Here is a 22,054-nt window from a genome sequence, read left to right on the forward strand (position 1 = left end):
GGAGGAGACGCGAAGGAGGAGACCGGTGACGAAGGCGAAGACCGTCCTGGTCCCGGCCCTGGCGGCCCGGGCGGTGTCCCGGCTCCGCCGGGACGGGCCCGGGTCCGCGCGGCGGCGCCGACGCGGCGGGGTGCTGCCCTGGGCCGTGGCGGGGGCCGCACTGGGCACCGGTGCGGCGGCGCTGGCACCGCGGCCGCACACCACCCGGCTGACCGGGAGGGTCGCGCTGGTCACCGGCGGCTCCCGCGGACTCGGCCTGGCGATGGCCCGGGAGTTCGGTGAGCGCGGCGCGTCCGTGGTGGTCTGCGCGCGCGACGCCGACGAGCTGGACCGGGCCGTGGCCGACCTGGAGGCGCGCGGCATTCCGGCACGCGGGTTCCCGTGCGACGTGCGCGACCCCGGGGAGGCCGAGCGCCTGGTGGAGAAGGCCGAGGCGGCCTTCGGCCACCTGGACTTCGTCGTCAACAACGCCGGCATCATCCAGGTCGGGCCTCAGGAGGTGCTCACGGAGGAGCACTTCCGCGAGGCGATGGAGACGATGTTCTGGGCGCCGCTGCGCATCTCCCGGGCCGCGGTCGGGCCGCTGTCGCGGACCGGCGGTTCGCTGGTGACCATCACGTCGATCGGCGGGCACCTCAGTGTTCCGCACCTGCTGCCCTACTCCTGTGCCAAGTTCGCCGAGGTCGCCCTGTCGGAGGGGCTGGGCGCCGAGCTGGCTCGCCGGGGGGTGCGGGTCACCACGGTGGTGCCGGGGCTGATGCGCACGGGTTCGCACCGGGCGGCGGTGTTCTCGGGGAACGCCGAGCGCGAGTACAGCTGGTTCGCCCTGGGCGCCGGGCTGCCGCTGGTGTCGTCGGACGCCGGGCACGCCGCACGCAGGATCGTGGAGGCGGCCGCGCGGGGGCGCCCGTACCTGGTGATCACGCCGCTGGCCGCGGCGGTCGTCGCGGCGCGGGGGCTGTGCCCGTCCCTGGTGCAGCGGCTCATGCGGGTCATGGCCGGGATCCTGCCGGGCCCGCCGGAGGAGCCCCGGGAGATGCGGGGCGCCGAGGCGGACGCCGGCCTGGTCAACGAAGCGGTGCGGACGGCCGCGGTGCTCAACGAGCGGGCCGCCGACGGCCTCAACCAGGAGCCGCGCCGGAAGGACTGATCCGGTCGAGGGCGGCCGTGTTCCGGGGATCCGGAGCACGGCCGCCGTGTTCTGTCCCCTCCGGCCGCGGGGCCCGGTGGACGGCGCCGGGGAGCCGACGGGCGGGCGGAGGGACCGGACCCGGAGCCCGTCCGGACCGGTGCGCCGCACAGGCCGGGTGTGCGAGGTGGGCCGGGGCGGCAGAGCACGCGGAACACGGCGGACGGGCGGGAAGAACGGCGCAGGACGGGCGGGGTGCGGGGCCACGGGTGCGCTGACGGGGAGGGCCGGGGCGGAGTGTGGGCCGGGCCGTGCGGGCCGGGTCAGACGACCTCCGACATCTCGGACTGGAGCTCGGTGGCCTTGCGCAGCAGGCCGCGCAAAAGGACGAGCAGCAGGGCGAAGGCGACGCCTCCGGCTGTGATGGTGAAGGCGGCGCCCAGGGCGCCGATCAGCTCCATGCCGTCGGCGGGCGAGGGGATGTCGGCGAACAGCAGGTGCACGGTGACCCCGCCGGTGAGCAGGGACGCCGCGAGGGTGGCGCCGATGATGACGTCCAGCCAGCGGAAGGCCCTGGGGGTGAAGATCGCGTCGCGTTCGACCATCGCGAGCAGCGCCCACACCGCGACCAGGGCGACCTGCACGCAGGCGACGCCGAGGATCGCCAGGACCACGTAGGGGAGCTCGAAGGGGGCGTAGGGAGGGAAGCGCGCGACCTCCTCGGCGGCGGCGCCCGGGATGACGACGGCCTGACCGAAGAGGCCGACGAGGATCGCCAGGGCGACAGCGGCGCGCAGGACCAGGGTGATGTAGCTGTGCATGCATTGATTCTCGATAGGTTCATATCGAAAGTCAATAGGTCATGTGTTCTCCGTCCACCCGTAGTGGACAGCAGTCCGGGCCCCGCGGTTCTCCCGGGTTCCGATGGGGGTCCGCCCGGCCCCTCTCTCCCCCGGCGGGCCCCTCCCGACACCGGAGTGCTCCGCCGGCGCGATCCCGGCCGCGGGCACCTCCCCGGTCCGCGTCCTCCCGCCCATCCCCTACTGGATCCCCCGCTCGAGCGCCTGCTCGGCCGCCGCGCGCGGACCGCCGGTGAAGGGGTCGCCGTGGCCGGGCAGCACCACCGCCTCCTCCCCCAGCTCCGCGATGCGCCCCAGGGAGGCCAGCGCCCGGTCCCCCTGGTGCGTGGACATCCGGCTGACCGTGGTCGGGCCCCGGCGGCCGGTGGTGGGGTCGTAGGTGACCAGCGCGTCCCCGGTGAACACCACGCCGCGGTCGGGCCAGACGAACGCTGCACTGCCGGGGGTGTGCCCCGGCACCCCGACCACCCGCGGGGCCCCGGGCACCTCCTCCAGGACCTGCCCGTGCACGAAGGTGGAGTACTCGGGCACCGGCGGCGCGTTGAACGCCCCCGACCCCTCCAGGTGGGCGAGCAGCCGTGCGGCCCTGGGCCGGCGCAGCAGGTAGGGCAGCATCGAGCGCTCGGGCGGAGCGTGCACTATCGCCTGGGCGGGGCCGCCGCCGAGCAGCGGCGCGTCGGCCTCGTGGATCCACACCGCGGTCCGGGAGTGGTCCATGGCGCGGGCGGCCAGGCCGATGTGGTCGGGGTGGCCGTGGGTGAGCAGGATCGCCCGCAGCCGCCCCTCCAGCCGGGACACCGCGTCCAGGAAGGCGGAGCTGTGCGTGGGCAGGCCCGCGTCGACCAGGACCAGGCCCTCGTGGGTGTCCACCAGGTAGAAGTTGACCACCTCGTCGCCGAGGCGGAAGACACCGGGAGCGACCTTGTCGGGAAGATGACCCATGGATTCCTCTCGGCGGACGAAAGAGTGCGCCGCCCACCTGCGGCGTTCTCCCTTTCTCTACCCGAGCGGCCGCCGCGGACCGGGGAGCGACACCCTCAGCCGGCCCCGGGGACGGTGGTGATGCGGGCCACTGCGTCCGCGGTCAGGGCGCGGTCGTGGGGCTCCAGCTCCAGGGCGCGGTGGATGGTCAGACCCTCGATGAGCGCGTCCACCTGGCGGGCGGTCAGCGGGTCGAAGTGCCGCTCCAGGGCGCGCCGGCTGCGGAGCATCCACGCCCGGGTGAGCTCCCGGTAGGCGGGACGGCGGGCGGCCAGGGTGTACAGCTCGTGGGTGAGGACGAGCTCGCGCGGGGAGGCCATCAGCTCGTCGTGGACCAGGGCGGTGACGGCCTCGCGCGCCTCATCCGGGGTCTTCGCCTCGACCAGGCGGCGCTCGAACCGGAGGCTGAGCTCCTGGGCGAAGCGGGAGAAGACCTCGCGCAGCAGCTCGTCCATGCCCGCGAAGTGGTAGGTCATCGAGCCCAGCGGGACCCCGGCCCGGGCCGCGACCTTGCGGTGGGAGGTCCCGGCGACGCCCTCCTCGGCGATGAGGTCGGTTGCGGCGTCGATGATGCGCCCCCTGCGCTCGGGGTCCACCCGTCCGGTCGCCACCCTCGCCCCTCTCCGCCGCGGTCCACCGGGGCCATTCTTGCGGATCCCCGGGAGTGTACGATCGTACGCGCCGGGTGTACGGTCGTACGCCTCGGCCGTCCGCCCTGGAGGAATCGCCATGACCGCGCCGGACTCCCCCGCCGCCCCCGCCCCGGCCCCCGCGGGGCGCGCGCCCGCGGACCGCGGCGTCCGCCGCGCCCGCGCCGCGGTGTCCCTGCTGTTCCTCACCAACGGCGCCCTCTACGCCAACCTCGTCCCCCGCTACCCCGAGATCAAGGCGGCGCTGGAGCTGGGCAACACCCAGTACGGGCTGGCCATCGCCGCCTTCCCGGCCGGTGCGCTGGTCGCGGGCATGGCGGCGGGGCCGGTCATCCGCCGGTTCCGGTCGGCCCGGGTGGCGGCGTTCGGAACGGTGCTGACGGCGCTGTGCATGCTCGGCGCGGCGGTGGGACCGACGTGGGCGGCGCTGGCGGGCGCCCTGCTCCTGGCGGGGGCGTTCGACGCGGTCGTGGACGTGGCCCAGAACGCGCACGGGCTGCGGGTGCAGCGGCTCTACCGGCGGTCGGTGCTCAACTCGTTCCACGCGCTGTGGAGCGTGGGCGCGGTGACCGGCGGGCTGATGGGGGCGGCGGCCACGGGGCTGGGGGTGTCCCCGGGCGTCCACCTGGCGGTCGCGGCGGTGCTGCTGTCGGCGGTGGCGCTCACGGCGTACCGGTGGACCCTGCCGGGCCCGGACCGCGAGGAGGCCGCGCAGGCGGAGCCCGAGCCCCGGCCCGGCGCGAGCGGCGCGGCCTGGACGAAGTACGCGGTCCTGGCGGCACTGGCGGTCATCTCCATCGCGGGGATCATGGTGGAGGACGCGGGCAGCACCTGGGGCGCGGTGTACCTGTCCGACCACCTGGGGGCGCCGGTGTCGCTGGCGGCGTTCGGCTACATCGCCCTGGTGGGGGCGCAGTTCGTCGGCCGCCTGGCGGGCGACGGGCTCACCGACCGGTTCGGGCAGCGCGCGGTGGCACGGGCGGGCGGGGCGATCACCGTGCTGGGACTGGGCGCGGCGCTGCTGTTCCCGAGCGTTCCGGGGACCGTCCTCGGCTTCGCGGCCGCGGGGTTCGGCGTGGCCACGCTCATCCCCTCGGCCATGCACGCCGCCGACGAGCTGCGCGGGCTGCGTCCGGGGACGGGGCTGGCGTTGGTGAGCTGGCTGATGCGGGTGGGGTTCCTGTGCTCGCCCCCGGTGGTGGGCGCCATCGCGGACGCGACGTCGCTGCGGGCGGGATTGATGGTGGTGCCGCTGGCCGGTGTCGCGGTGGTCGTGCTCGCGGGAGTGCTGGCCGACCGGTCGGGGCGGGCGCCCGGAGGGCCTCGGGCGCCCCGGGTGTCCGCGGAGGTCCGGCCGAACGACACCGCGGGCGCCGGGCCCTGCTCGGGGTAGCGGTGGCCGGACGGGCCCCGGGCGGCTCAGGTGTCCGGGGAGGCGCCCGCACCCCAGCCCACGACGAGCGGCGCCGAGCCCTCGGCCAGGTAGAAGTGCCCGGGGAGGTAATCGATGTGGAGGTGGTGACAGGGGTCGCCCTCCTCGGCCGCGAAGCCTTCGACGTTCTCGGCCAGGACGGCGAGGGACTCGGGGCCGCCCTCGACCACCAGGACTCCGCCGTCAACGGACACCCGGGCCTTGCCCGACGTTCGCCGCTGAACGCGGACCCCCGCCAGCGCCCGGTCGTAGGGCGCCGGATCCGCCACCGGGGCGAGGGCGAGGTCGGCGCCGCCGTTCCGGAGCACCCCGGCCAGGGCGAGCAGGACCGCGCCCGGTTGCAGAGGACCGCGCGGCCGCCGGCGTGCAGCACGGCGAGGCCGTGGCCGAGGCTGTCCAGCGCGGACACCCCGGCGGCGACCGCGACGGCCACCACGACGGCGACGGCCGGCGCGGGCCCCACCACCGACAACTCGGACTCGCCCATGGCTCCCCTTCGAGCGGCGGCCTTCCGCAAGCGAGCGTCGCACACGGGCGCCCCCGGGGGACGCGGCCGCGGGCGGTGCCGGAAGGACACCGCCCGCAGCGACCCCGGTCATCAGGAGACCTCCCCGGCACCCGGGTTCAGAGCCAGGTAGGCGAGGATCCGGTCGGCCGGCTCGGCGAACTCGCCCTGGTCCGTGGCCGGGGGCGCGGCCGGGTAGTCCTCCGGCTCCGCCGGGCGCGGCCGGGGGACGAGGTCCAGGCAGGGGCGGACCAGGGCTCCGGCGATCCGGTCGGGGCCGGTGTCCGTCCGGTCGCTCGGGCCGGTGTAGGCCTGTTCCCGGCGGGCGGATGCACCGGAGGCTCCGGCGGCCCGGGTGTTCCGGTCGGAGGATCCGGACGGGTCGGCGAGCAGGTCACCGGCGATCCTCGACACCGCTTCGGCGATGCCGGACGAGATACCCGTCGCCGCGGTCACCCTGAACGAGCTCGGCCGCCGGGTGGGCCTGGCCGAGCCGAACGTGCTGCCCTACTTCGGGTCCCGTGAGGCGGTGCTGCTCGAACTGCTCGACCGCTGCCTGCGGGAGCGGCCGGGGAGCCGGCCGCCGGCGTCGACGGGGACCTGCCCATGGCCGACCGGACGACGGCGGTGGCCGGGGTCCTCAGCCGCTCGCTGTCCGGCCGGGTGGTGCTGTGCGGCCTCTTCGGCGCCCAGGCCGCCGTCCTGGAGCACAACGTCTCCGTCGAGGTTGTGGCGCGCTACAAGCGCGCCTCCCTGGACCGCCTGGCCACCATGGCCGCCCTGGTCCGGAAGCACCTGCCGGAGCTGGGCGAGAGCGCGGCCCTGTTCGTCTGCAGACCATGGCCATGGCCGGTACGTTCTCGGCGTACAGCGCTCACCCGCCCGGCCTCCGGGCGGCCTACCGGGCCGAGCCCGACCTGGCCCGCTTTCACCTGGGCCTGGAGGACTCCCTCAGGCTGGCCCTGAACGCGACCTTCCTGGGCGTGCTGCCCCGCGACCGCCCCTGACCGGACGCCGCCCCGCACCGGACCCCTCGGAGCGGTGCGGTGTCCCCTGTGTTTCCCGGGGGCCGGATCACCGGGCTCCGGGTTCCTGTCACCCCGGGAGGGCATCATGGGACGTCGTGGCCCCTCCGCGTTCCGCCGCGAGCGGCCGTCCCCGGCCCGGGGACGGGCCCACCGGACCGCCGGTGGTGAACCGGGGCACGCCGCCGCAGCCGGGTACCTGGAAGGAACGCGCGCCGTGAAGTACACCAACTCGATCGAGATCGCCCTGCCCCGGGAGAGGGTGGCGCAGCTGCTGGCCGACCCGGCGCACCTGCCGATGTGGCTGCGGGACCTGGTGGTGCACGAGCCGCTGAACGGGGTGCACGGAGAGCTCGGCACCGAGTCTCGGGTCGTGATGCGGTCGGGGAAGCAGGAACTCGAATGCGTCGAGACGATCACCCGCCGGGAGCCGGCGGACCTGCACGCGATCCCCGAGGGGACCGTCGTCCACTTCGACCGCGAGATCGTCGGCGCGGGCATGTGGAGCGTCGTGCGCGATTCGCTGACCGAGGCCGGCCCGGAGAAGACGCTCTGGGAGAGCGAGAGCGAGAGCGAGTACCGGTTCAGCGGCCTGCTGATGCGGCTGGTGGCGCTCCTCATGCCCGGTGCCTTCCACAAGCAGTCGCAGCGGCACATGGAGGACTTCAAGGCGTTCGCCGAGCAGGGGAGGGACGTCCGCGAGGAGAGGGGCTGACCGACCGCCGCCCGGCGCGGCCACGCCCTGCCGGAGGCGGTGGTGGCGCGGGTCGCAGTCGTGGCGGCCGCACCCGGGCCGCCCCGGTTCACGCGCGGGCGTATTCGGTGACGGTCACCCCGTTGTCGAACGCCTGCCGGTCCACGACGGTGAACAGCCCCGGATCGAACCCGCCCTCGACCAGGGGGACGCCCGCCCCGGCCAGCACCGGGTAGCTCTTGAGCACCAGGCGGTCGATCTCCGGCAGCAGGGCGCCCGCGAGCCTCCCACCGCCGCACAGCCAGATGTCCAGGTCGGAGTCCTCCTCCTTGAGCACCCGCACCAGGCCGACGGGGTCGCGGTCCACGACGGTGACCTCCGGGGCCGAGACCGGCCCCAGGGTCGTGGAGAGCACGTACTGGCGCAGGTGGGCGTAGGGGCTCTCGATGCCGTGGTCGTAGGCGGCCCGGTAGGTGCCCAGTCCCATGACCACCGTGTCGAAGCGGACGTTGGGGGCGTCGGCCAGTCCGGATGTCGCGCGGCCGGCGGTGGGGGTGGCCTCGGGATAGTGGGCGTCGACCCAGGCGTTGTAGGCGGCCGAGCGCTCCTCATCGGCCAGCGGGGCGAAGAAGAAGTCGAACTCGCCCGCGGGTCCGGCGATGCGCCCGTCGAGGGAGACGGCGGCGTAGTAGACGAGTTCACGCATGAAATCACTCCAACCAAAGTACTTCACTTACAGTGGTCATGACTGTAGCAGAACCTCCGATCCGCCGACAGCCGACGGCCGGTGACACCCGCCCACGGGCGCGGGCGCGCGGAGCGGAGCGGCCGGGCGCCGTCGCGGGCCCGGCGGCACGGGAGCGGACACACGGTGCCGGAGCCGCGTTGTGCCGCGCCGTCCGGGTGGGCGAGGATGCCCGGTATGCCGGACCCGCCCGAAGCCCACGCCGCGCCCTCTCCCGCCCGACCCGGATGAACGACCACGACCACCTGGCCGCGGGCTACGACTCCGAGAACGCGTCCAGCATCATGAACGCCTACCACGAACGGCCCGCGATCCTGGCCCTGGCCGGGGACGCCGCCGACCGCCGGGTCCTCGACGCCGGCTGCGGTTCCGGCCCGCTGTTCGCCGCGCTGCGCGACCGGGGCGCCCTCGTGAGCGGCATCGACCTCAGCCCCGGGATGCTCACGTTGGCCGAGCGGAGGCTGGGCGGGGAGGCGGACCTGCGGGTGGCGGACCTGCGCGACCCGCTCCCCTTTCCCGACGGCGCGTTCGACGACGTCGTGGCGTCGCTGGTGCTGCACCACCTCCGGGACTGGGGCCCGACACCGGCCGAGTTCCGGCGCGTGCTGACGGCCGGAGGCCGACTGATCGTGTCCGTCGACCACCCCTTCGCCGTCCATGCCGTCCAGCGGGCGGCCGGGAAGAAGACCGACTACTTCGCGACCCACCACTGGACCGAGGAGCGGACCATGGGCGGCCTGACCGCGGCCATGGGCTTCTGGAACCGGCCGCTGCACGCCATGACGGACGCCTTCACCGCGGCCGGCTTCCGCATCTCCGCCATCAGCGAACCGCTGCCCGACCCGGCCGCCCGCGAACTGTTCCCCGACGACTTCCGCGTCCTGTCCACCAGCCCGGTCTTCCTGTTCTTCGTCCTGGAGGCCGCCTGACGGCCCCCGTCCCCGGCACCGGCGGTGGAAAAGGACGGCAGCCCCGGCCGGAACGGCCCGGCCAGGTTGGCCCCATGACAAGCCTCGCGCACCCGCAGCTGTCCGGACTCGGGCGGAATCCCGCGGCGCCCCGGGACGTCCTGGTGCGCCTGGCCGCGCACCGGGCCGGCAGAAGCGGCCTGACCCGGCGCCCCGGGCGGCTGGAGGACGCCGTCGTCGAAGCCCTGCTGACGCACGGCGACCGCCGGAGCTCGGTGACCCTGTACGGGGACCGGGTCTCCCCGGAGATGCGCCGGAGGGTCGCAGAACACCCCGACCCCGAGATCCGTGACGCGTACCCGGACTTCGTCCGCGACATGGTGGAGCGCGGGGTGCCGCTCGGCCTCGACGACCTGGAACGGGTCTACGCCCGTCCCCTCGACGCGTTCGCCCGCGCGGAGGACCCGAACCTGCGCGCCGCCATCGCGGACCTCTGGCACGACCGCCCTCCGGCCGTGCAGGCCGAACTGCTCGCCGATCCCGACCCCCGGGTCCGGACGGCCGCCACCCGGCACGAGCGGCCCGGCATCCCGCCCGAATGGTGGGAGCGCTGCCTCGCCGACCCCGCCGTGCGCGCCAACGCGGCCCGCAGCGTCCCGCTCACGGCGGAGCAGTTCGAGCGGCTGGTGAGCAGCGGAGACGAGGAGGTCCTCACGGCCGTCGCCGACAACCCCCACCTCTCCGCGGAGATGGTCGCCCGGCTGGCGGACGTCGACCACCCGCACGTGCGGATCGCGGCGGCGCTGAGCCGCCACGTGGACGCCGCGACCCGGGACCGGCTGTACGCGCTCCTCGAGGCCGAGTACGCGAACGGGAGCGTCGAGGCGGAGGTAGCCCTGTACTGGTACCCCGCCGAGCCCGACTGGCTGCGCGAGGCCCCTCTCGACGAGCGGCTGGCCTACCTCGACTGCCCGCACACGGTGTTCCGGCGCGCCCTGGCCTCCTGCAACGACCTTCCCGAAGAGGCCTGGCGTCGGCTGGACGACGACCCCGACCCCCAGGTCCGCCGCATCGCCGCCCGCCGCCCGGACACACCGCCGGACGTCCTGGAACGCCTGGTACGCGAACACGGCGATGCCCGCCGCCCCCGGCCATTGCTCGTGGACCACCCCAACTTCCCCCGGCACGCACTGCGCACGTTCGTCGACGACCCGGATCCGCGAGTGCGCCGCCTGGCCCTGCACGATCCGGAGCTCCCCGCGCGGGACCTCGAACGGCTCGCCGCCGACCCCTCCCTGTGCAGCGGGGTGGCCGAGCACCCCAACGTCACGGACGCGCTGCTGGACCGGCTGCTCTCCGATCCCGACCACAACGTCGCCGACAACGCCGCCGCCAACCCCGCCCTGCCCCTGGACCGGATGTACCGCATCCTCGCCGCCGCCGGTCTGTGACCCCGCCGGGCACGCGGAGTACACGGAGCCGGGGCCGACGGGAACGGGGTTCCCCGGCGGCCCCTGCCCCTCCCCCGGCCCACCGGCACGATTTTCCCCCTCCCGGGACGTCGGCCCGCACCCTCAAAAACCCCTGCCGCCTCTGGGAAACCGGTCCGCGCCGCGTCGACGCCGACCCGTCCGAACGCCCCGTCCGGTGTTCGAACCACTCGACAGCTGTTCGAAAACATGTTCGAATCACAGGCATGCGCTGGGAGAACCTGAGAGAGGGAACCACCACCGTCGAACAGACCGCGCTGTTCGACCACACGCCGCCCCCGGTCCGGGGCACCGGGCGGGCGGGGCTGCACACGGCCGGGCCCGGGCCGGTACGGGCGGGGCAGGACGGCGAACCCGTCGCGATCGAGGTCCGGGCCCGGTCCATCATCAACCGGGTCCCCGGCGACTCCCCCCTGTTCCGCTGGAGCGTGAACCCCTACCGCGGCTGTTCGCACGCCTGCGTGTACTGCTTCGCCCGGCGCACCCACGAGTACCTGGACCTGGACAGCGGCCACGATTTCGACACCCGCATCGTCGTCAAGGTCAACGCCGGCGAACGGCTGCGCGCCGAGCTCGCCCGCCCCTCCTGGCGCGGGGAGCACATCGCGATGGGCACCAACACCGACCCCTACCAGCGCGCCGAGGGCCGTTACCGGCTCATGCCGCAGATCATCGCCGCCCTGCGCGACGCCGCCAACCCCTTCTCGATCCTCACCAAGGGCACCCTGGTCCTGCGCGACCTGGACCTGCTCGAACAGGCGGCCCGGGTCACCGAGGTCGGCATGGCGGTCTCGGTGGGCTCCGTGGACGAGGCCGTGTGGCGCACGGTGGAGCCGGGGACCCCGAGCCCGCGGGCGCGCCTGGACGTGGTGCGCCGCCTGGCCGAACGCGGCCTGGAGTGCTCGGTGCTGATGGCCCCGATCCTGCCCGGCCTGACCGACTCGGCCGAGCAGATCGAGGAGACCGTGACCGCCATCGCCGAGGCGGGGGCCACCCGCGTCACCCCGATCGTGCTGCACCTGAGGCCGGGCGCCCGCGAGTGGTACCGGGCCTGGCTCGCCCGCGAGCACCCGCGGCTGCTGCCGCTGTACGGCAGGCTGTACGGCCGGGGCTCCTACACACCCGACTCCTACCAGCGGATCGTCACCGCGGCCGTGCGCGAGCTCGCCGAACGCCACGGTCTGAACCGCCCGGGGTCCGCCCGCCGCACGCAGGCCCCGGGAAGATCCGCCGAGACCCCCCGCGACCACCGCCCCGAACAGCTCACCCTCGGCTTCCCCGGGTAGGCCCTCGTCCGGGCGCCGTCCTGGTGCTCGGTCCCGGCGCCCCGGGCCCGGCAGGTGAACCTCAGCGCGCCGTGCGCGCCCGGCGCCGCCCCGGGCACCGCCGAACCGGAGACACCGCCCTGTCCTTCCTGTCCAGCGGGACCGCCGGGCCGCCGAAGCCGCTCGCCGCCGACCGCTGAAGGAGCCGGAGAAGCCGGGCTTCTCTGCGGGCGGCGGGCACACGGGACGAGGACCGGGCTACGCCCCCTCCTGGTCGTGGCAGCGGCGCCGGTAGTCCCTCGGAGCGATCCCGTGGGCGGCCCGGAAGGCCCGGCTGAACACGGCCGGATGGCTGAAGCCCCAGCGTTCCGCGATGAGGCGGATCGGCACCGCGGACAGCGCGGGATCGGCCAGGTCGCGGCGGGCGCGTTCCAACCGCTGTTCCCGGATCCAGGCGGAGACCGTGACATCGTCCTCCTGGAAGAGCCGGTGCAGGTAGCCGACGGAGATGTGGTGCGCCGCGGCGACGGCGCCCGGCGTCAGCTCCGGCTCGTGCAGGTGCTCGTGGATGAACGCCCGGATACGCAGCGACAGGGTCCGCCCGCGGCTCTCCGTCACGAGGGCGTTCCCGGCCTCCAGGGTGTGGGCGAACAGCGCCGACACCAGGTCGCTCAGGGTCAGCGCCAGCCGGGGTCCGTCGGAGTCCGAGAAGGCCTCGGGGGTCTCGGTCAGCCGGGTCAGGAAACCGCCGAGGAGGGCCCCGATCCCCTCGTGTCCCGGCAGTCGGAGGCCGGCCATCCGGTCGGCCTGCCGCCGGGGCAGGAACAGCAGTTTCTTGGGGATCTCCACCCCGACGAGAGTGACGGGTTCCCCGCCACCCGGCGCCTGGAGGTCGAAAGGACTGGAGGAGTCGTTGACGTGTATGTCGTCCGGGCCACAGGTCTCCTGCCGCCCGTCCGAGCCGCAGTTCAGCGAGCCGCTCTGGAGCAGGCAGATGTTGTACGCCTCCGGATCCGAGCATCTGATCAGCCGCGGCGTCCGGCGGACGGTCAGCGCACGGAACCCCATCTTCCACACGCGCACCGTGTCCAGGTGCAGGTCGCGCTGGTACACCCGGAAGTCAGCGACCCGGTCGCTGGTCGCATCCATCGGTGTCGGTGCCCGGGCCATGTGGTGGCGCCACGCGTCGAAGCGTTCCGTGGTGGGCAGGTCGTCGGTGTCGAACTCGAATACGTTCACCGTGTCCGTCCTTGGCGCTCGGCTGCCCGCTGACAGGGCTCCTCCGATGTCTCATCGAATGCGCAGGATCACTGACTGTGCTTTCGGTGGCCTTTCATCGCAGGCCCCTTCCGTTATCGCCCTTCGGGCCGGTGCGGGTTCGGGGCGCGGGCGGCCGACGCGGCGGTGCGGCCCTCTGCTCGGTGCCCACGGACGCGGATCCGGATCCGCACATCCGGGACCCCCGCGCAGCGGATTCCCTCTCAGACCGGCATCCGGCCGCCGAAGCGGTGCGCCCCCGTCCCGCGCACCCACCGCGGTCGCACGGTGCACTCTCCGTCAAGAATCCGGTCACGGAACGCCAACGACACCGGGGCCCGGCTCGGCGATGCTTCTGGGTGGCGGCCGCCCGCGGATCCGACCGCCGACATCACCCCATCGACAACCGGGAGATCCCCATGACCGGAAAGTTCGCCAAGATCGGGTTCGCCGCGGCCATCACGCTCGGCGCCCTCGGCTTCGCCGCCGGGCCCGCCGCGGCGGCGGTGAACGGCACGTGCGCGAGCGGTGAGTTCTGCCTCTACGAGAACAACGACTTCAACAGGGGCAACACCAACAACGTCTACCAGTGGACCGGCAACGACAGCGACTACAACAACAACCGCTGGTACAACGCCACCGCCGGGGACTTCACCAACGACGTCCTGGACAACGAGGCCAGCTCCGTCCGGAACCGGATGACGTGCCGGGTCGTCCTCTACCAGCACGTCGGCTACGGCGGCGCCAACTCCTCCTTCGCCCCGGGCGCGGAGGACGGCTACCTCGCCAACAACAGCATCGGCGACAACCGGGCCAGCGCGCACGCGCGCCGTTGCTAGCACCGCCGGGCGCGCCGGGCCCTGAGCGCGTCGGGTCCTGAGACGGCCCGGGCGGGTCGGGTGCCGTGGACGCACGCGGCGCCCGCCCCGCGCGAACGACCCTCCGACCGAAGGTGAAGCGCAGCATGACCTCCTCGGGCAACCGCCCCCGCGACCCCATCCCCTTCCTCGCGGCGGTCGCCGCCCTCACCGCGGCGACGGCCTGCGGAGTGTCGGCCGCCGATGGTGTCAGCATCGAAGAACAGGCCGCCGCACTCGTCATCGAGCTCCCCATGGACGACTACCGGCTGGACTCCCGGGAGGAGGCCGACTACTTCCGCGCGCAGGACCTGCTGGTCGACACCTGCATGGAGGAGGCGGGCTTCGACTGGCCGGTGGCGGAGGAGGCGGCACCGGCCGCCGAGACCCAGCGTCCCCACCGGCGCCGCTACGGAGTGGTCGACCCGGACGTGGCCGAGGAGCTCGGCTACCACTGGACGCCGTCCCCGGAGGACGAGCGCGTCGCCGAGGAGCGCACGGAGCTGCTGGAGGACGCGGAGGCAGCCACGGCCTACGAGGGACTCGGCGAAGGGGAAGCGGCGGCCGGCGCGGACGCCGCCGACACCGCGGCGACGGGGAACGGACCGAAGAACGAGGGGTCCGGCTGCCTCGGCCTCGCCGTCCGGGAGCTGTCCCGCGGAGCCGACGAGGGTGCCGACTACGAGCTCTTCACGCAGCTCGACTGGGAGTCGCTGGAGCGGTCGGAGCGGCATCCCGACGTCGTGGCGGCGATGGAGGCGTGGAGCTCCTGCATGGCCGACCGGGGCCACTCCTACCCCGACGTGTGGTCGGCGATGGAGGACCGGCGCTGGAACCTCGACGCCCCGGAGGCCAACGAGGCCGAGCGGGCGACCGCCGTCACCGACGTCGCATGCAAGTACCAGACCGGTCTGCTGGACACCTGGATCGCCGCCGAGGGCGAGATCCAGCGGGAGATGGTCGAGGACCACGCCGCGGAGCTGGAGACCATCCGCGACGCGAACACGGCCTACGCGCGCAACGCTGAGGCCGTCCTCACCGAAAGCGCACAGTGACCGAGGCCCATCCGCCCCCCGCGTCGCAAGAGCGCGGGGGGCGGATGCACACGTGCGTGCGGACGACGAGCACTCACACCTGGATGTTGGGGAACAGGCCGGTACTGACTATGGCGATGTCCACCGGGCGCAGGACACCCTGGTAGGTGTGGACATCGTCGATGTCACCCGACCAGTGGTGACCGTTCGCACCTTGGTTCAGGGCTCCACCGATGCGCAGCCCGCCCTCGGCGTGCCAGGCGTGGTCCACGCCCAGCCGGGCCTCTTCGATGCCGTTGACGTACAGGACCATCTCCTTGCGGGTGTGGTCATAGACGCCCGCCAGGTGGGTCCATTCCCCCGACCGGACCGGGCTGGTCGAGTAGACGGCGGTTCCTTCGGAGCCGGGAGTCGAGTCGTCCTGGGATGAGAATTCAAAGGACCAACGATCGTTGGATCCCTGGTAGCCCAGGTGGAATGCGCTCTGGGACCGACCGGTCTGGCTGACGGCGGTGGCCTGCGAACCCCTGGCCGTCTCCTCCAGGCTCACCCAGGCGGCGACGCTGAAGCTGCGGTCGGTGCGCAGGGCGGGCCCCAGGGTCTCGATGTACTCGTCCTGCCCGTTGAGACGCACGCCGGGCGAATCGGTGAAATGGTTCTCCGCGAAATTCCAGGCGGTGAGCGGATCACCGTGCAGGACGGCGTCCAGCCCGTGGTCGGTGCCGTCCGCCACCGCGGTGCCGTCGTACTCGTCCAGAAGCCAACGCCCCTGGGGGGCGACAGGGCGGTTCGCCAGGCGCCATACCTCGTTGCCGAACTCGCGCTCTCTCACCGGCTCGTCCTGGACCATGCGGTTCCACACGCGAACGTCGTCGATGGACCCCGGCCAGTGGAAGTCGTCGGTGCCCTGGAACAGGCCGCGCCCCACGGTCAGCGGTCCGGTCGCGTTCCACGCGCCGGTGTGGGTGGCCCCGCCCTGCTCGACACCGTCGACGTACAGGGTGAGCTCCCCGGTCACGGAATCGAAAGTGCCGAGCAGATGGGTCCACACACCGGTCTCGGCCGGCTCCGCGGACACGGCCGCCGCCCACGGGCTCGACCCGTCCCAGTGCTCGTCCTCCGGCGCCATCGTGAACACCCACCGACCGCTGTCACCCTGGTAACCGAGATGGAAGGCGCTCTGCGAGCTCCCTTCCTGGGCCACCGCCGTGTGGTCGGCGTCGGCACTGTCCAGGTTCACCCAGGCCGACACCGAGAACGTGCCGGAGGTGTCCACGGCGGGGTGGTCGGCGGTGATCTCGTCGTGGGAGCCCGGAGTACCGCCGGTGTGCACAGCGGTGCCGGTCATGCGCGGCATGGGGTTCGTGTTGGGGTTCTCGGTGGCACCGATGCGCCCGTGCACCCAGTCGACGCCCTCGGAGAGGGTCGCCCCCCGGTCGGGATCGAGGAGGTCAACGGCCCGGTTCCCCTGCCCCTCGTTGAACTCGAGGTGGACGACCGGCCAGCTGAGCGAGGCCACCGAGAAGGAGTAGGCCGGCACGCAGTCGGAGGAGTTGCCGAAGGCGTCCACCGTACGGGCGTAGATCCAGTTGGGTCCTTCCCTGCCGGGGGTGAGGGTCACCGTGACCTCGCCGCCCGGCGTGGCCGGAGTGACCTTGGTGGTGCAGGAGTCGTCGTTGAACCCGTAGTGGTACTCCCGGGCGGTCTCGTCACCGTTACCGCTGAAGGTGAACTCGCCCGGCCTGCCGGGGGAGCCGTAGGCCATTTCGTCGGACGGGTAGTCGGTGGAGGTCACCTCCGGCCCCCGCGAGGGACGGGAGGTGTTGACCATCAGGTGGCACTCCTGGGACCAGCCCGACCACGAGGTACCGTCGTGGGCACGCGCCCGGTAGGTGATCAGTACGCCCTCGGGCAGGTCGGCGGCCTCGGCGGACTGGAAGGAGCCCGATGGCCAGGCGGCGACGTCGGTGGCCGGGCTCTCCGCGCTGCCGACCTGCGAGCCGTCGACCGACCAGCTGAACTCGGTCCTGACCTTCTCCGGCGCGCCCGGGACGGAGTCGCGGTCGCGGACGTGGGCGTTGAGGGTGGGCGCGGTCTCGTTGATCAGCCGCGGGGCGGCGGGGTCGGTGGAACAGGCGCCGCCGTGGGAGTCCGAGAGCTCGGTGGGGGCTTTGGGCGGCCTGTTGTGATCGCCGTGGAGGACCGGGAGGGCCCTGTCGTCGGCGTAGGCGTCCGAGGCGTATCCGGCGGACACCGCCGGAGCGCTTTCGGGTTCCTGCTCCGCGTGGGCGGGCGTGGACAGGGCGGGCAGCAGGAGCACGGGGGCCAGTACGGCGGCACCCCACGCCCGAGCACGGCGGGACATGGCGGGGCTCTTTCTCTCCCAGGACCGAGGGGGGATCACCGAGCAGGGGTGCCGCACCATCCGGGTGCGACCGGCAGTGGTCGTCCTGGGACGGAACGGGACATTAGCAACCACGAGTGAACATGTGAACAGTGGCCCAGATCACAAGAATCGCGTTCCAGCGTGCACATGGTGCAGCTTTGACGGAGCAGGAGAACAGAGACGGTTCCTGTCCGAATCAGGCCACACAAGCGAGGTTTGAGGTCTCGTGAGGAATGGGGAGACAAGAGGGCTTTTCTGGGCGCAGAGGAACCCCGGCCCCCGACAGGACCCCCTATGTTCGGCGGACGTTCACCGGCGGCCGGGCGGCGCCCTCAGCCGGAGCGGTGCGGGTGGATCGGATCCACAGGCGTGGTGCCGCAAGTCCGGCCCCGCGCCGGGGGGGTGCGGGGAGGCCGGGCGTCCGGTGGGGGTGAGGGGCACCGGGTGTACGTCTGGACCGTGGTGGGGGCCGTCGCCGGGGCGGTGAGCGCCGCGGTGGCCGTGGTGGCGTTCACCCGGTCCGTGCTGGCCCGGGCGGCCGAACCGCCGGGCGACCCGGCCGGCGGCACGTCGGTGCAGGTCACCTGCCAGGAGGCCGGGCGGCCGGTGCCCTCCCCGGGGACGGGGAGGGCACCGGTGCGGGGGGCCGGAGAGGACGGGCCGGTCACCGTCCCCGACTCGCGGGCGGACAGGGACGGCGGCGGTCTCGGCTGCCGCGAGCAGGAGGCGGTGGCCCCGGCCCGCGGGCCGGGGCCACCATGGCCGCGGGTCAGCGGCGTTCGGCGAGGAGCCAGCGGCGCTCCAGCTCCGGGGCGAGGGTGCGCATGAAGGTGCTGCCGATGTGCCCCGAGTCCCAGTACACGAGCACGTTGCCGATGACCGGCCGGCACACCTGCGGCCCGCAGAAGAGGTCGGTGAGGTCCAGCGCCGTCACGTTCGCGGGCAGCACGGCCTCCTCCAGCGGGGACACCGGCGCCAGCGAGTGCGAGCGGGCGACGGTGCAGGCCCGCGGGTCGTCCGGGTCCGCGCCCGCCAGGCACTCGGGCACGTCGAACCCGAAGCGGGGGGTGTCGCGCACCGCGACCACCTCGATCCCCCACTCCCCCAGCTCGCGCCAGCGCTCCACGTAGCCCTCCACCACCTGCTCCTCCCCGAACCCTGCGGAGGTGTCCAGGCTGGTGGTGGTGCCCGTGGTGAACACCGTGTCGGGCCGCAGCCGCCGCAGCTCGGCCATCACCCCCCGGTTCCACTCCGCGCAGGAGGTGTACGGCTCCCCCTGTAGGTCTGCGGGGCGTCGGTGAACAGGCAGGCGCCCTTGACGATGTTCACCACCTGCCAGTCGCGCTCCAGGGCGATGGCCTCCAGGGCCGGGAACCAGTGTGCGGCGTGGGACCCGCCCACCAGCGCCACCGTGCGCTCGGGGTCGGCGGACCCGTACTCGCAGACGAGGACCTCGGAGTCCATGGTGGTCTGGTTGCAGCCGTCGGCGTAGGTGGCGGGCGCGTCCTCGGACGCCAGCGCCGGGGGCGGGTAGACCGGCAGGTCGGACGGGGCCGCGGCGCCGTGGCCGACGGCGGCACCCGGGTAGTCCCCGCCGTCCGCGAGCAGGGCGTCCCAGCGGGCGCGCTCGGCGGCCTGGGCGCCCGCCCAGCCGCCGGCCGCGCCCAGGGCCGGGAGGAGGAAGGCCAGCGCCACCGCCGTGCCGCGCAGTGCCGCGCGGCGCCCCGAGCCCCGCCCCAGGGCCGCGACGCGGTCGGCGAGCGGGGTGGTCGCGGCGGCCGCCAGCACCGACACCGCCAGGACCGCGGCCCCGCCCGGCAGGGTGGCCAGGTCGCGGCCGGTGGCGGCCAGGTAGAAGACGAGGACCGGCCAGTGCCACAGGTACAGGGCGTAGGAGATGGCCCCCAGGTAGCGCAGCGGCCGCGACGACAACAGCCGGTCGGCCCCCGTGGGCGGGCCGTCGGCGGCCGGTGCGCACGCGGTGATGACGGCCGCCGCGGCCAGCGTGGGCCACAGCGCCGCGTACCCCGGGAAGGCCGTCGACACCTGGAGCAGCACCCCGCACAGCACCAGCGCCGCCAGCCCCGCCCACCCCAGGAGCAGCCGGGTGAGGCGGCCCGGGCGCAGCCCCGGCAGCAGCAGGGCGACCAGCCCGCCCAGGGCGAACTCCCACAGCCGGGCGCCGGTGTCGAAGTAGGCCCAGGGCTGGTTCAGGCGGGTGGCGGCCACCGAGTAGGCGAGGGACAGCGCGAGGACCGCCGTCAGCGCCCAGAACAGCGGCCGCCGCGGGTCGCGCCCGGCCCGCCGGGCGAGCAGGACGGTGCCCGCGACGAGCGCCGGCCACAGCAGGTAGAACTGCCACTGCACCGACAGCGACCAGAAGTGCTGGAGCGGGTCCAGGACACCGCCCCGGGCGAGGTAGTCGACCGAGTCCAGCGCCAGGTGCCAGTTGGTGTGCCCGAGCAGGGCCGCGACCGCTCCCGCGGGTGCGTCGCGCCACTGCGTCTGCGGCAGGAACAGCCACGTTCCGGCGAGGGTGACCAGGACGACCAGGGCGGCGGTGGGCAGCAGGCGGGCGGCGAGCCGGGCGAGGAAGGCGCCGTAGCGGACACCCCCTCCGGTGGCGGAGCGCAGCAGGGAGGCGGTGACGAGCAGGCCCGTGAGCATGAGGAACACGTCGACGCCGCCGGAGACCCGGCCGAGCCAGATGTGGTAGGCGGCGACCAGGAGCACGGCCACGGCGCGCAGGCCGTCGATGCCGGGCCGGTGGCCGCCGGTGCCGACCTCGACCGGTCGGGCGCCGCCGGTCCCCGCGGGGGATGTGGGAGGGGGCACGGGTGCTCGCTTTCCGGGGTGCAGGGGAGGCGAACATCCTGCCCGACCGGGGTGACCTGGTGGGATACCCCGGTTGAACGCCCTGTCACCTCCGTGTCACGGTGTTCGCACCCGGGGGTCCGGCGCTGGGGGCGTTCGGGTCGCCGCAGGCCATCAGGGCGCGGTGGCGGCGCCGGGGCGGGCGCCTGTGCATGCCGGGAGGGGACGGGGCCGAGCGGGGCGAAGCGGGGTAGGGCGAACGAGGCGGGGCGGGGGCGGGCCCGGCGGGGCAGCGACTCTCGCCGGGGGCGCCGGTCCCCTGCGCACGCCGAAGCCATCCCGGAGGCGGGCCGGGTCACCCCGTGCGGAGCAAGCGGCCCGGAGGCGAGCCGGTTCGCTCCGCACGGCTCGGCCGCCGGGAGGGAAGGTCGGCGCACCCCGTACGGTGTGACTCCCTGGAGACGCACCGGCTTGCGCTGCGCGCTCCGCGGTCGGTTCGGCCTCGGATCGGCGCACGGGCTCGGCCGCGCGACCCCGCGCCCGGACCGTCCGGACATCCGGGGCCCGGGCGCGCCGAGGTCGGCGGGGGAAGGTCAGGGCTTGCGGGCCAGGCCGCAGTACTGGTCGACGTGGGCGGGTCCGCCGACCTCGGCGCCGTCCGGCCGCCACAGGGAGGCCGAGACCACGCCCGGCTCCACGAGTTCCAGCCCGTCGAAGAACCCGGCGATCTGCTCCGGGGTGCGCAGGTGGTAGGGGAGCGCCGCGGTGTCGTTCCACCGGCGGGCCGCCTCCACCATGGGCTCGCTGGTGTCGGTGCCGTCGCACAGGGCGAAGAAGCTCCCCGACGGCAGGGCGTCGACGTAGGCGCGGGTGAGCGCGTAGGCGGCGGCCGTGTCCTCGGTGTGCCCCATGGTGCCCAGGATGGTGAGGCCGACGGGGCGGGTGAGGTCGAGGTGTTCGCGGGCGGCGGCCAGGACCTCGTCCGGTTCGCGCAGGTCGGCGTCGACGTAGTGGACGCCGCCCGTGTCGGAGGCGGTGAGCAGCGCCCGGGCGTGGGTCAGGACCATGGGGTCGTTGTCGACGTAGACGACGGTGGCGTCCGGGTCCACGCGCTGGGCGACCTCGTGGGTGTTGTCGTGGGTGGGCAGGCCGGTGCCGATGTCGAGGAACTGGCGGACGCCCTCCTCGCGGGCCAGGTGGGTGACGGCACGGACGAGGAAGCCGCGGTCGGCACGGGCCGCCTCGACCATCTCCGGGTAGGCGGCGAGGACGTGGTCGCCGACCTCGCGGTCCACCGGGTAGTTGTCCTTGCCGCCGAGCCAGTAGTTCCAGACCCGGGCCGAGTGGGCGGTGGTGGTGTCGATGGGGGGCTGCTCGGTCATGGGGCGCGTTCCCTCCGTTGCCGTGAGACACGGGCATTCTTGCCGTCGGCGGGCACCCGCGCAACGGGAAGCCTTGCGGGGAAGGGGTTCCGGCACCTCGGAGCAGCCACGGAGCAGCCGCGGAGCGGGTGCGGGACCGGTGTATCCGACCGGACGGGCGGTCGCTGGGCGGGGGCGGCGGGTGCTGACGGCGGGCGGAGGGGAATGCGGACGGACGACCGGGCGGGTGGCCGCTGAGCGGGCGTCAGGTGAGCGGGGACGGGCGGGTGAGCGAGCGAGCGGCGGGTGAGCGGGTGGGGGTGTGCGGGGGCGGACGGGTGGGCGGGCGGCGCGGGTTCCCCGGATGGGCCGGGCGGGCCGCGCGGAGCGTCGCCGGGGCCGGGGCCGGGCACCGGGCCCGCGCCCCCCCCGGATGGGACCTGCACAGCGCCGGGCACCCCTCCGACCCGACCCGCACGGCGCGGGCGACCGGGGCGGAAACCGGCGCCGAGGCCCTGGCCCGGCCGGGCACCGGGCCCGCGCTCCCTCCGGATGGGACCTGCACGACGCCGGGCACCCCTCCGGTCCGGCCCGCGCGGCGCGGGCAACCGGGGCGGGAACCGGCTCCGGGACCGGTTCCCGACCGCGCGGATCGCCTGTC

20 protein-coding genes are annotated in these 22,054 nt (G+C 74.3%); 9 read left to right on the forward strand and 11 right to left on the reverse strand.

The features are described from left to right. Nucleotides 1–25: 25 nt before the first annotated feature. Nucleotides 26–1,150, forward strand: coding sequence for an SDR family NAD(P)-dependent oxidoreductase (locus tag ACSUPR_RS04855; RefSeq protein ID WP_436889715.1), 1,125 nt, complete (start codon nucleotides 26–28; stop codon nucleotides 1,148–1,150). A 302-nt stretch (nucleotides 1,151–1,452) separates the two neighbouring features. Here the strand turns inward: ACSUPR_RS04855 and ACSUPR_RS04860 are convergent, their stop codons facing one another. The 3 genes from ACSUPR_RS04860 to ACSUPR_RS04870 all read right to left on the reverse strand — a co-directional run bounded on the left by ACSUPR_RS04860 (nucleotide 1,453) and on the right by ACSUPR_RS04870 (nucleotide 3,581). Then, nucleotides 1,453–1,950 (reverse strand): DUF2975 domain-containing protein, encoded by a 498-nt coding sequence (locus ACSUPR_RS04860; protein WP_436889716.1) that lies wholly within the window; start codon nucleotides 1,948–1,950, stop codon nucleotides 1,453–1,455. Between the two features lie 219 nt (nucleotides 1,951–2,169). Further along, nucleotides 2,170–2,931 carry an MBL fold metallo-hydrolase gene (locus ACSUPR_RS04865; RefSeq protein ID WP_436889717.1) on the reverse strand — a complete coding sequence of 254 codons (762 nt, stop codon included), beginning with the start codon at nucleotides 2,929–2,931 and terminating at the stop codon, nucleotides 2,170–2,172. Nucleotides 2,932–3,026: 95 nt separating this feature from the next. Continuing rightward, the gene (locus ACSUPR_RS04870; RefSeq protein ID WP_436889718.1) at nucleotides 3,027–3,581 is read right to left on the reverse strand and encodes a TetR/AcrR family transcriptional regulator; all 555 of its coding nucleotides are present in this window, start codon (nucleotides 3,579–3,581) and stop codon (nucleotides 3,027–3,029) included. Between the two features lie 118 nt (nucleotides 3,582–3,699). Between ACSUPR_RS04870 and ACSUPR_RS04875 the strand changes: the two genes are divergently transcribed. After that, the gene (locus tag ACSUPR_RS04875; protein WP_436889719.1) at nucleotides 3,700–5,013 is read left to right on the forward strand and encodes an MFS transporter; all 1,314 of its coding nucleotides are present in this window, start codon (nucleotides 3,700–3,702) and stop codon (nucleotides 5,011–5,013) included. A 26-nt stretch (nucleotides 5,014–5,039) separates the two neighbouring features. Here the strand turns inward: ACSUPR_RS04875 and ACSUPR_RS04880 are convergent, their stop codons facing one another. Together ACSUPR_RS04880 and ACSUPR_RS04885 are read right to left on the reverse strand one after the other, a co-directional pair. Then, nucleotides 5,040–5,360 carry an Imm32 family immunity protein gene (locus tag ACSUPR_RS04880; RefSeq protein ID WP_436889720.1) on the reverse strand — a complete coding sequence of 107 codons (321 nt, stop codon included), beginning with the start codon at nucleotides 5,358–5,360 and terminating at the stop codon, nucleotides 5,040–5,042. Between the two features lie 290 nt (nucleotides 5,361–5,650). Next, nucleotides 5,651–6,013, reverse strand: a complete 363-nt coding sequence (locus tag ACSUPR_RS04885; protein ID WP_436889721.1) for a hypothetical protein — start codon at nucleotides 6,011–6,013, stop codon at nucleotides 5,651–5,653. Between the two features lie 150 nt (nucleotides 6,014–6,163). On the opposite strand from ACSUPR_RS04885, the gene ACSUPR_RS04890 reads away from it, so the two are divergent. Both ACSUPR_RS04890 and ACSUPR_RS04895 read left to right on the forward strand, forming a co-directional pair. Continuing rightward, the gene (locus ACSUPR_RS04890; RefSeq protein WP_436889722.1) at nucleotides 6,164–6,523 is read left to right on the forward strand and encodes a hypothetical protein; all 360 of its coding nucleotides are present in this window, start codon (nucleotides 6,164–6,166) and stop codon (nucleotides 6,521–6,523) included. A 276-nt stretch (nucleotides 6,524–6,799) separates the two neighbouring features. After that, a complete protein-coding gene (locus ACSUPR_RS04895) occupies nucleotides 6,800–7,297 on the forward strand; it encodes an SRPBCC family protein (protein ID WP_436889723.1) in 498 nt (165 codons plus the stop codon). Between the two features lie 88 nt (nucleotides 7,298–7,385). Here the strand turns inward: ACSUPR_RS04895 and ACSUPR_RS04900 are convergent, their stop codons facing one another. Then, nucleotides 7,386–7,982: a dihydrofolate reductase family protein gene (locus ACSUPR_RS04900; RefSeq protein WP_436889724.1), complete on the reverse strand. Its 597-nt coding sequence runs from the start codon at nucleotides 7,980–7,982 to the stop codon at nucleotides 7,386–7,388. 266 nt (nucleotides 7,983–8,248) lie between these two features. Between ACSUPR_RS04900 and ACSUPR_RS04905 the strand changes: the two genes are divergently transcribed. From ACSUPR_RS04905 to ACSUPR_RS04915, 3 genes are all read left to right on the forward strand, one after another. Beyond that, nucleotides 8,249–8,950 carry a class I SAM-dependent methyltransferase gene (locus ACSUPR_RS04905; protein WP_436889725.1) on the forward strand — a complete coding sequence of 234 codons (702 nt, stop codon included), beginning with the start codon at nucleotides 8,249–8,251 and terminating at the stop codon, nucleotides 8,948–8,950. 74 nt (nucleotides 8,951–9,024) lie between these two features. After that, the gene (locus tag ACSUPR_RS04910) at nucleotides 9,025–10,380 is read left to right on the forward strand and encodes a hypothetical protein (protein ID WP_436889726.1); all 1,356 of its coding nucleotides are present in this window, start codon (nucleotides 9,025–9,027) and stop codon (nucleotides 10,378–10,380) included. Between the two features lie 245 nt (nucleotides 10,381–10,625). Then, the gene (locus ACSUPR_RS04915; RefSeq protein WP_436889727.1) at nucleotides 10,626–11,705 is read left to right on the forward strand and encodes an Rv2578c family radical SAM protein; all 1,080 of its coding nucleotides are present in this window, start codon (nucleotides 10,626–10,628) and stop codon (nucleotides 11,703–11,705) included. Nucleotides 11,706–11,942: 237 nt separating this feature from the next. Here ACSUPR_RS04915 and ACSUPR_RS04920 read toward each other — a convergent pair whose 3' ends face one another. Next, nucleotides 11,943–12,923 carry a helix-turn-helix domain-containing protein gene (locus ACSUPR_RS04920; RefSeq protein WP_436889728.1) on the reverse strand — a complete coding sequence of 327 codons (981 nt, stop codon included), beginning with the start codon at nucleotides 12,921–12,923 and terminating at the stop codon, nucleotides 11,943–11,945. 437 nt (nucleotides 12,924–13,360) lie between these two features. Between ACSUPR_RS04920 and ACSUPR_RS04925 the strand changes: the two genes are divergently transcribed. Beyond that, on the forward strand, nucleotides 13,361–13,780 hold the full coding sequence (locus ACSUPR_RS04925; protein ID WP_436889729.1) for a peptidase inhibitor family I36 protein: 420 nt from the start codon (nucleotides 13,361–13,363) through the stop codon (nucleotides 13,778–13,780). Between the two features lie 125 nt (nucleotides 13,781–13,905). Then, on the forward strand, nucleotides 13,906–14,853 hold the full coding sequence (locus ACSUPR_RS04930; RefSeq protein WP_436889730.1) for a hypothetical protein: 948 nt from the start codon (nucleotides 13,906–13,908) through the stop codon (nucleotides 14,851–14,853). Between the two features lie 73 nt (nucleotides 14,854–14,926). Here the strand turns inward: ACSUPR_RS04930 and ACSUPR_RS04935 are convergent, their stop codons facing one another. The 4 genes from ACSUPR_RS04935 to ACSUPR_RS04950 form a co-directional block, all read right to left on the reverse strand. Further along, on the reverse strand, nucleotides 14,927–17,197 hold the full coding sequence (locus ACSUPR_RS04935) for a LamG domain-containing protein (RefSeq protein WP_436889731.1): 2,271 nt from the start codon (nucleotides 17,195–17,197) through the stop codon (nucleotides 14,927–14,929). 790 nt (nucleotides 17,198–17,987) lie between these two features. Further along, nucleotides 17,988–18,452 carry an SGNH hydrolase domain-containing protein gene (locus ACSUPR_RS04940; protein WP_436889732.1) on the reverse strand — a complete coding sequence of 155 codons (465 nt, stop codon included), beginning with the start codon at nucleotides 18,450–18,452 and terminating at the stop codon, nucleotides 17,988–17,990. Continuing rightward, nucleotides 18,452–20,053: an acyltransferase family protein gene (locus ACSUPR_RS04945; RefSeq protein WP_436889733.1), complete on the reverse strand. Its 1,602-nt coding sequence runs from the start codon at nucleotides 20,051–20,053 to the stop codon at nucleotides 18,452–18,454. Before ACSUPR_RS04945 ends, ACSUPR_RS04940 begins: the two co-directional genes overlap by 1 nt. A 572-nt stretch (nucleotides 20,054–20,625) precedes the next feature. Then, on the reverse strand, nucleotides 20,626–21,414 hold the full coding sequence (locus ACSUPR_RS04950; protein WP_436889734.1) for an SAM-dependent methyltransferase: 789 nt from the start codon (nucleotides 21,412–21,414) through the stop codon (nucleotides 20,626–20,628). Nucleotides 21,415–22,054 lie beyond the last annotated feature (640 nt).

Source organism: Nocardiopsis dassonvillei, from assembly GCF_964273065.1.
Taxonomy (GTDB): Bacteria; Actinomycetota; Actinomycetes; order Streptosporangiales; family Streptosporangiaceae; genus Nocardiopsis; species Nocardiopsis dassonvillei_B.

Coding starts and splice junctions, on each gene's coding strand:
- ACSUPR_RS04860 (WP_436889716.1), bottom strand. CDS start 1,950: ATGCACAGCTACATCACCCTGGTCCTGCGCGCCGCTGTCGCCCTGGCG.
- ACSUPR_RS04865 (WP_436889717.1), bottom strand. CDS start 2,931: ATGGGTCATCTTCCCGACAAGGTCGCTCCCGGTGTCTTCCGCCTCGGC.
- ACSUPR_RS04875 (WP_436889719.1), top strand. CDS start 3,700: ATGACCGCGCCGGACTCCCCCGCCGCCCCCGCCCCGGCCCCCGCGGGG.
- ACSUPR_RS04890 (WP_436889722.1), top strand. CDS start 6,164: ATGGCCGACCGGACGACGGCGGTGGCCGGGGTCCTCAGCCGCTCGCTG.
- ACSUPR_RS04900 (WP_436889724.1), bottom strand. CDS start 7,982: ATGCGTGAACTCGTCTACTACGCCGCCGTCTCCCTCGACGGGCGCATC.
- ACSUPR_RS04905 (WP_436889725.1), top strand. CDS start 8,249: ATGAACGACCACGACCACCTGGCCGCGGGCTACGACTCCGAGAACGCG.
- ACSUPR_RS04910 (WP_436889726.1), top strand. CDS start 9,025: ATGACAAGCCTCGCGCACCCGCAGCTGTCCGGACTCGGGCGGAATCCC.
- ACSUPR_RS04915 (WP_436889727.1), top strand. CDS start 10,626: ATGCGCTGGGAGAACCTGAGAGAGGGAACCACCACCGTCGAACAGACC.
- ACSUPR_RS04925 (WP_436889729.1), top strand. CDS start 13,361: ATGACCGGAAAGTTCGCCAAGATCGGGTTCGCCGCGGCCATCACGCTC.
- ACSUPR_RS04930 (WP_436889730.1), top strand. CDS start 13,906: ATGACCTCCTCGGGCAACCGCCCCCGCGACCCCATCCCCTTCCTCGCG.
- ACSUPR_RS04935 (WP_436889731.1), bottom strand. CDS start 17,197: ATGTCCCGCCGTGCTCGGGCGTGGGGTGCCGCCGTACTGGCCCCCGTG.
- ACSUPR_RS04940 (WP_436889732.1), bottom strand. CDS start 18,452: ATGGCCGAGCTGCGGCGGCTGCGGCCCGACACGGTGTTCACCACGGGC.
- ACSUPR_RS04950 (WP_436889734.1), bottom strand. CDS start 21,414: ATGACCGAGCAGCCCCCCATCGACACCACCACCGCCCACTCGGCCCGG.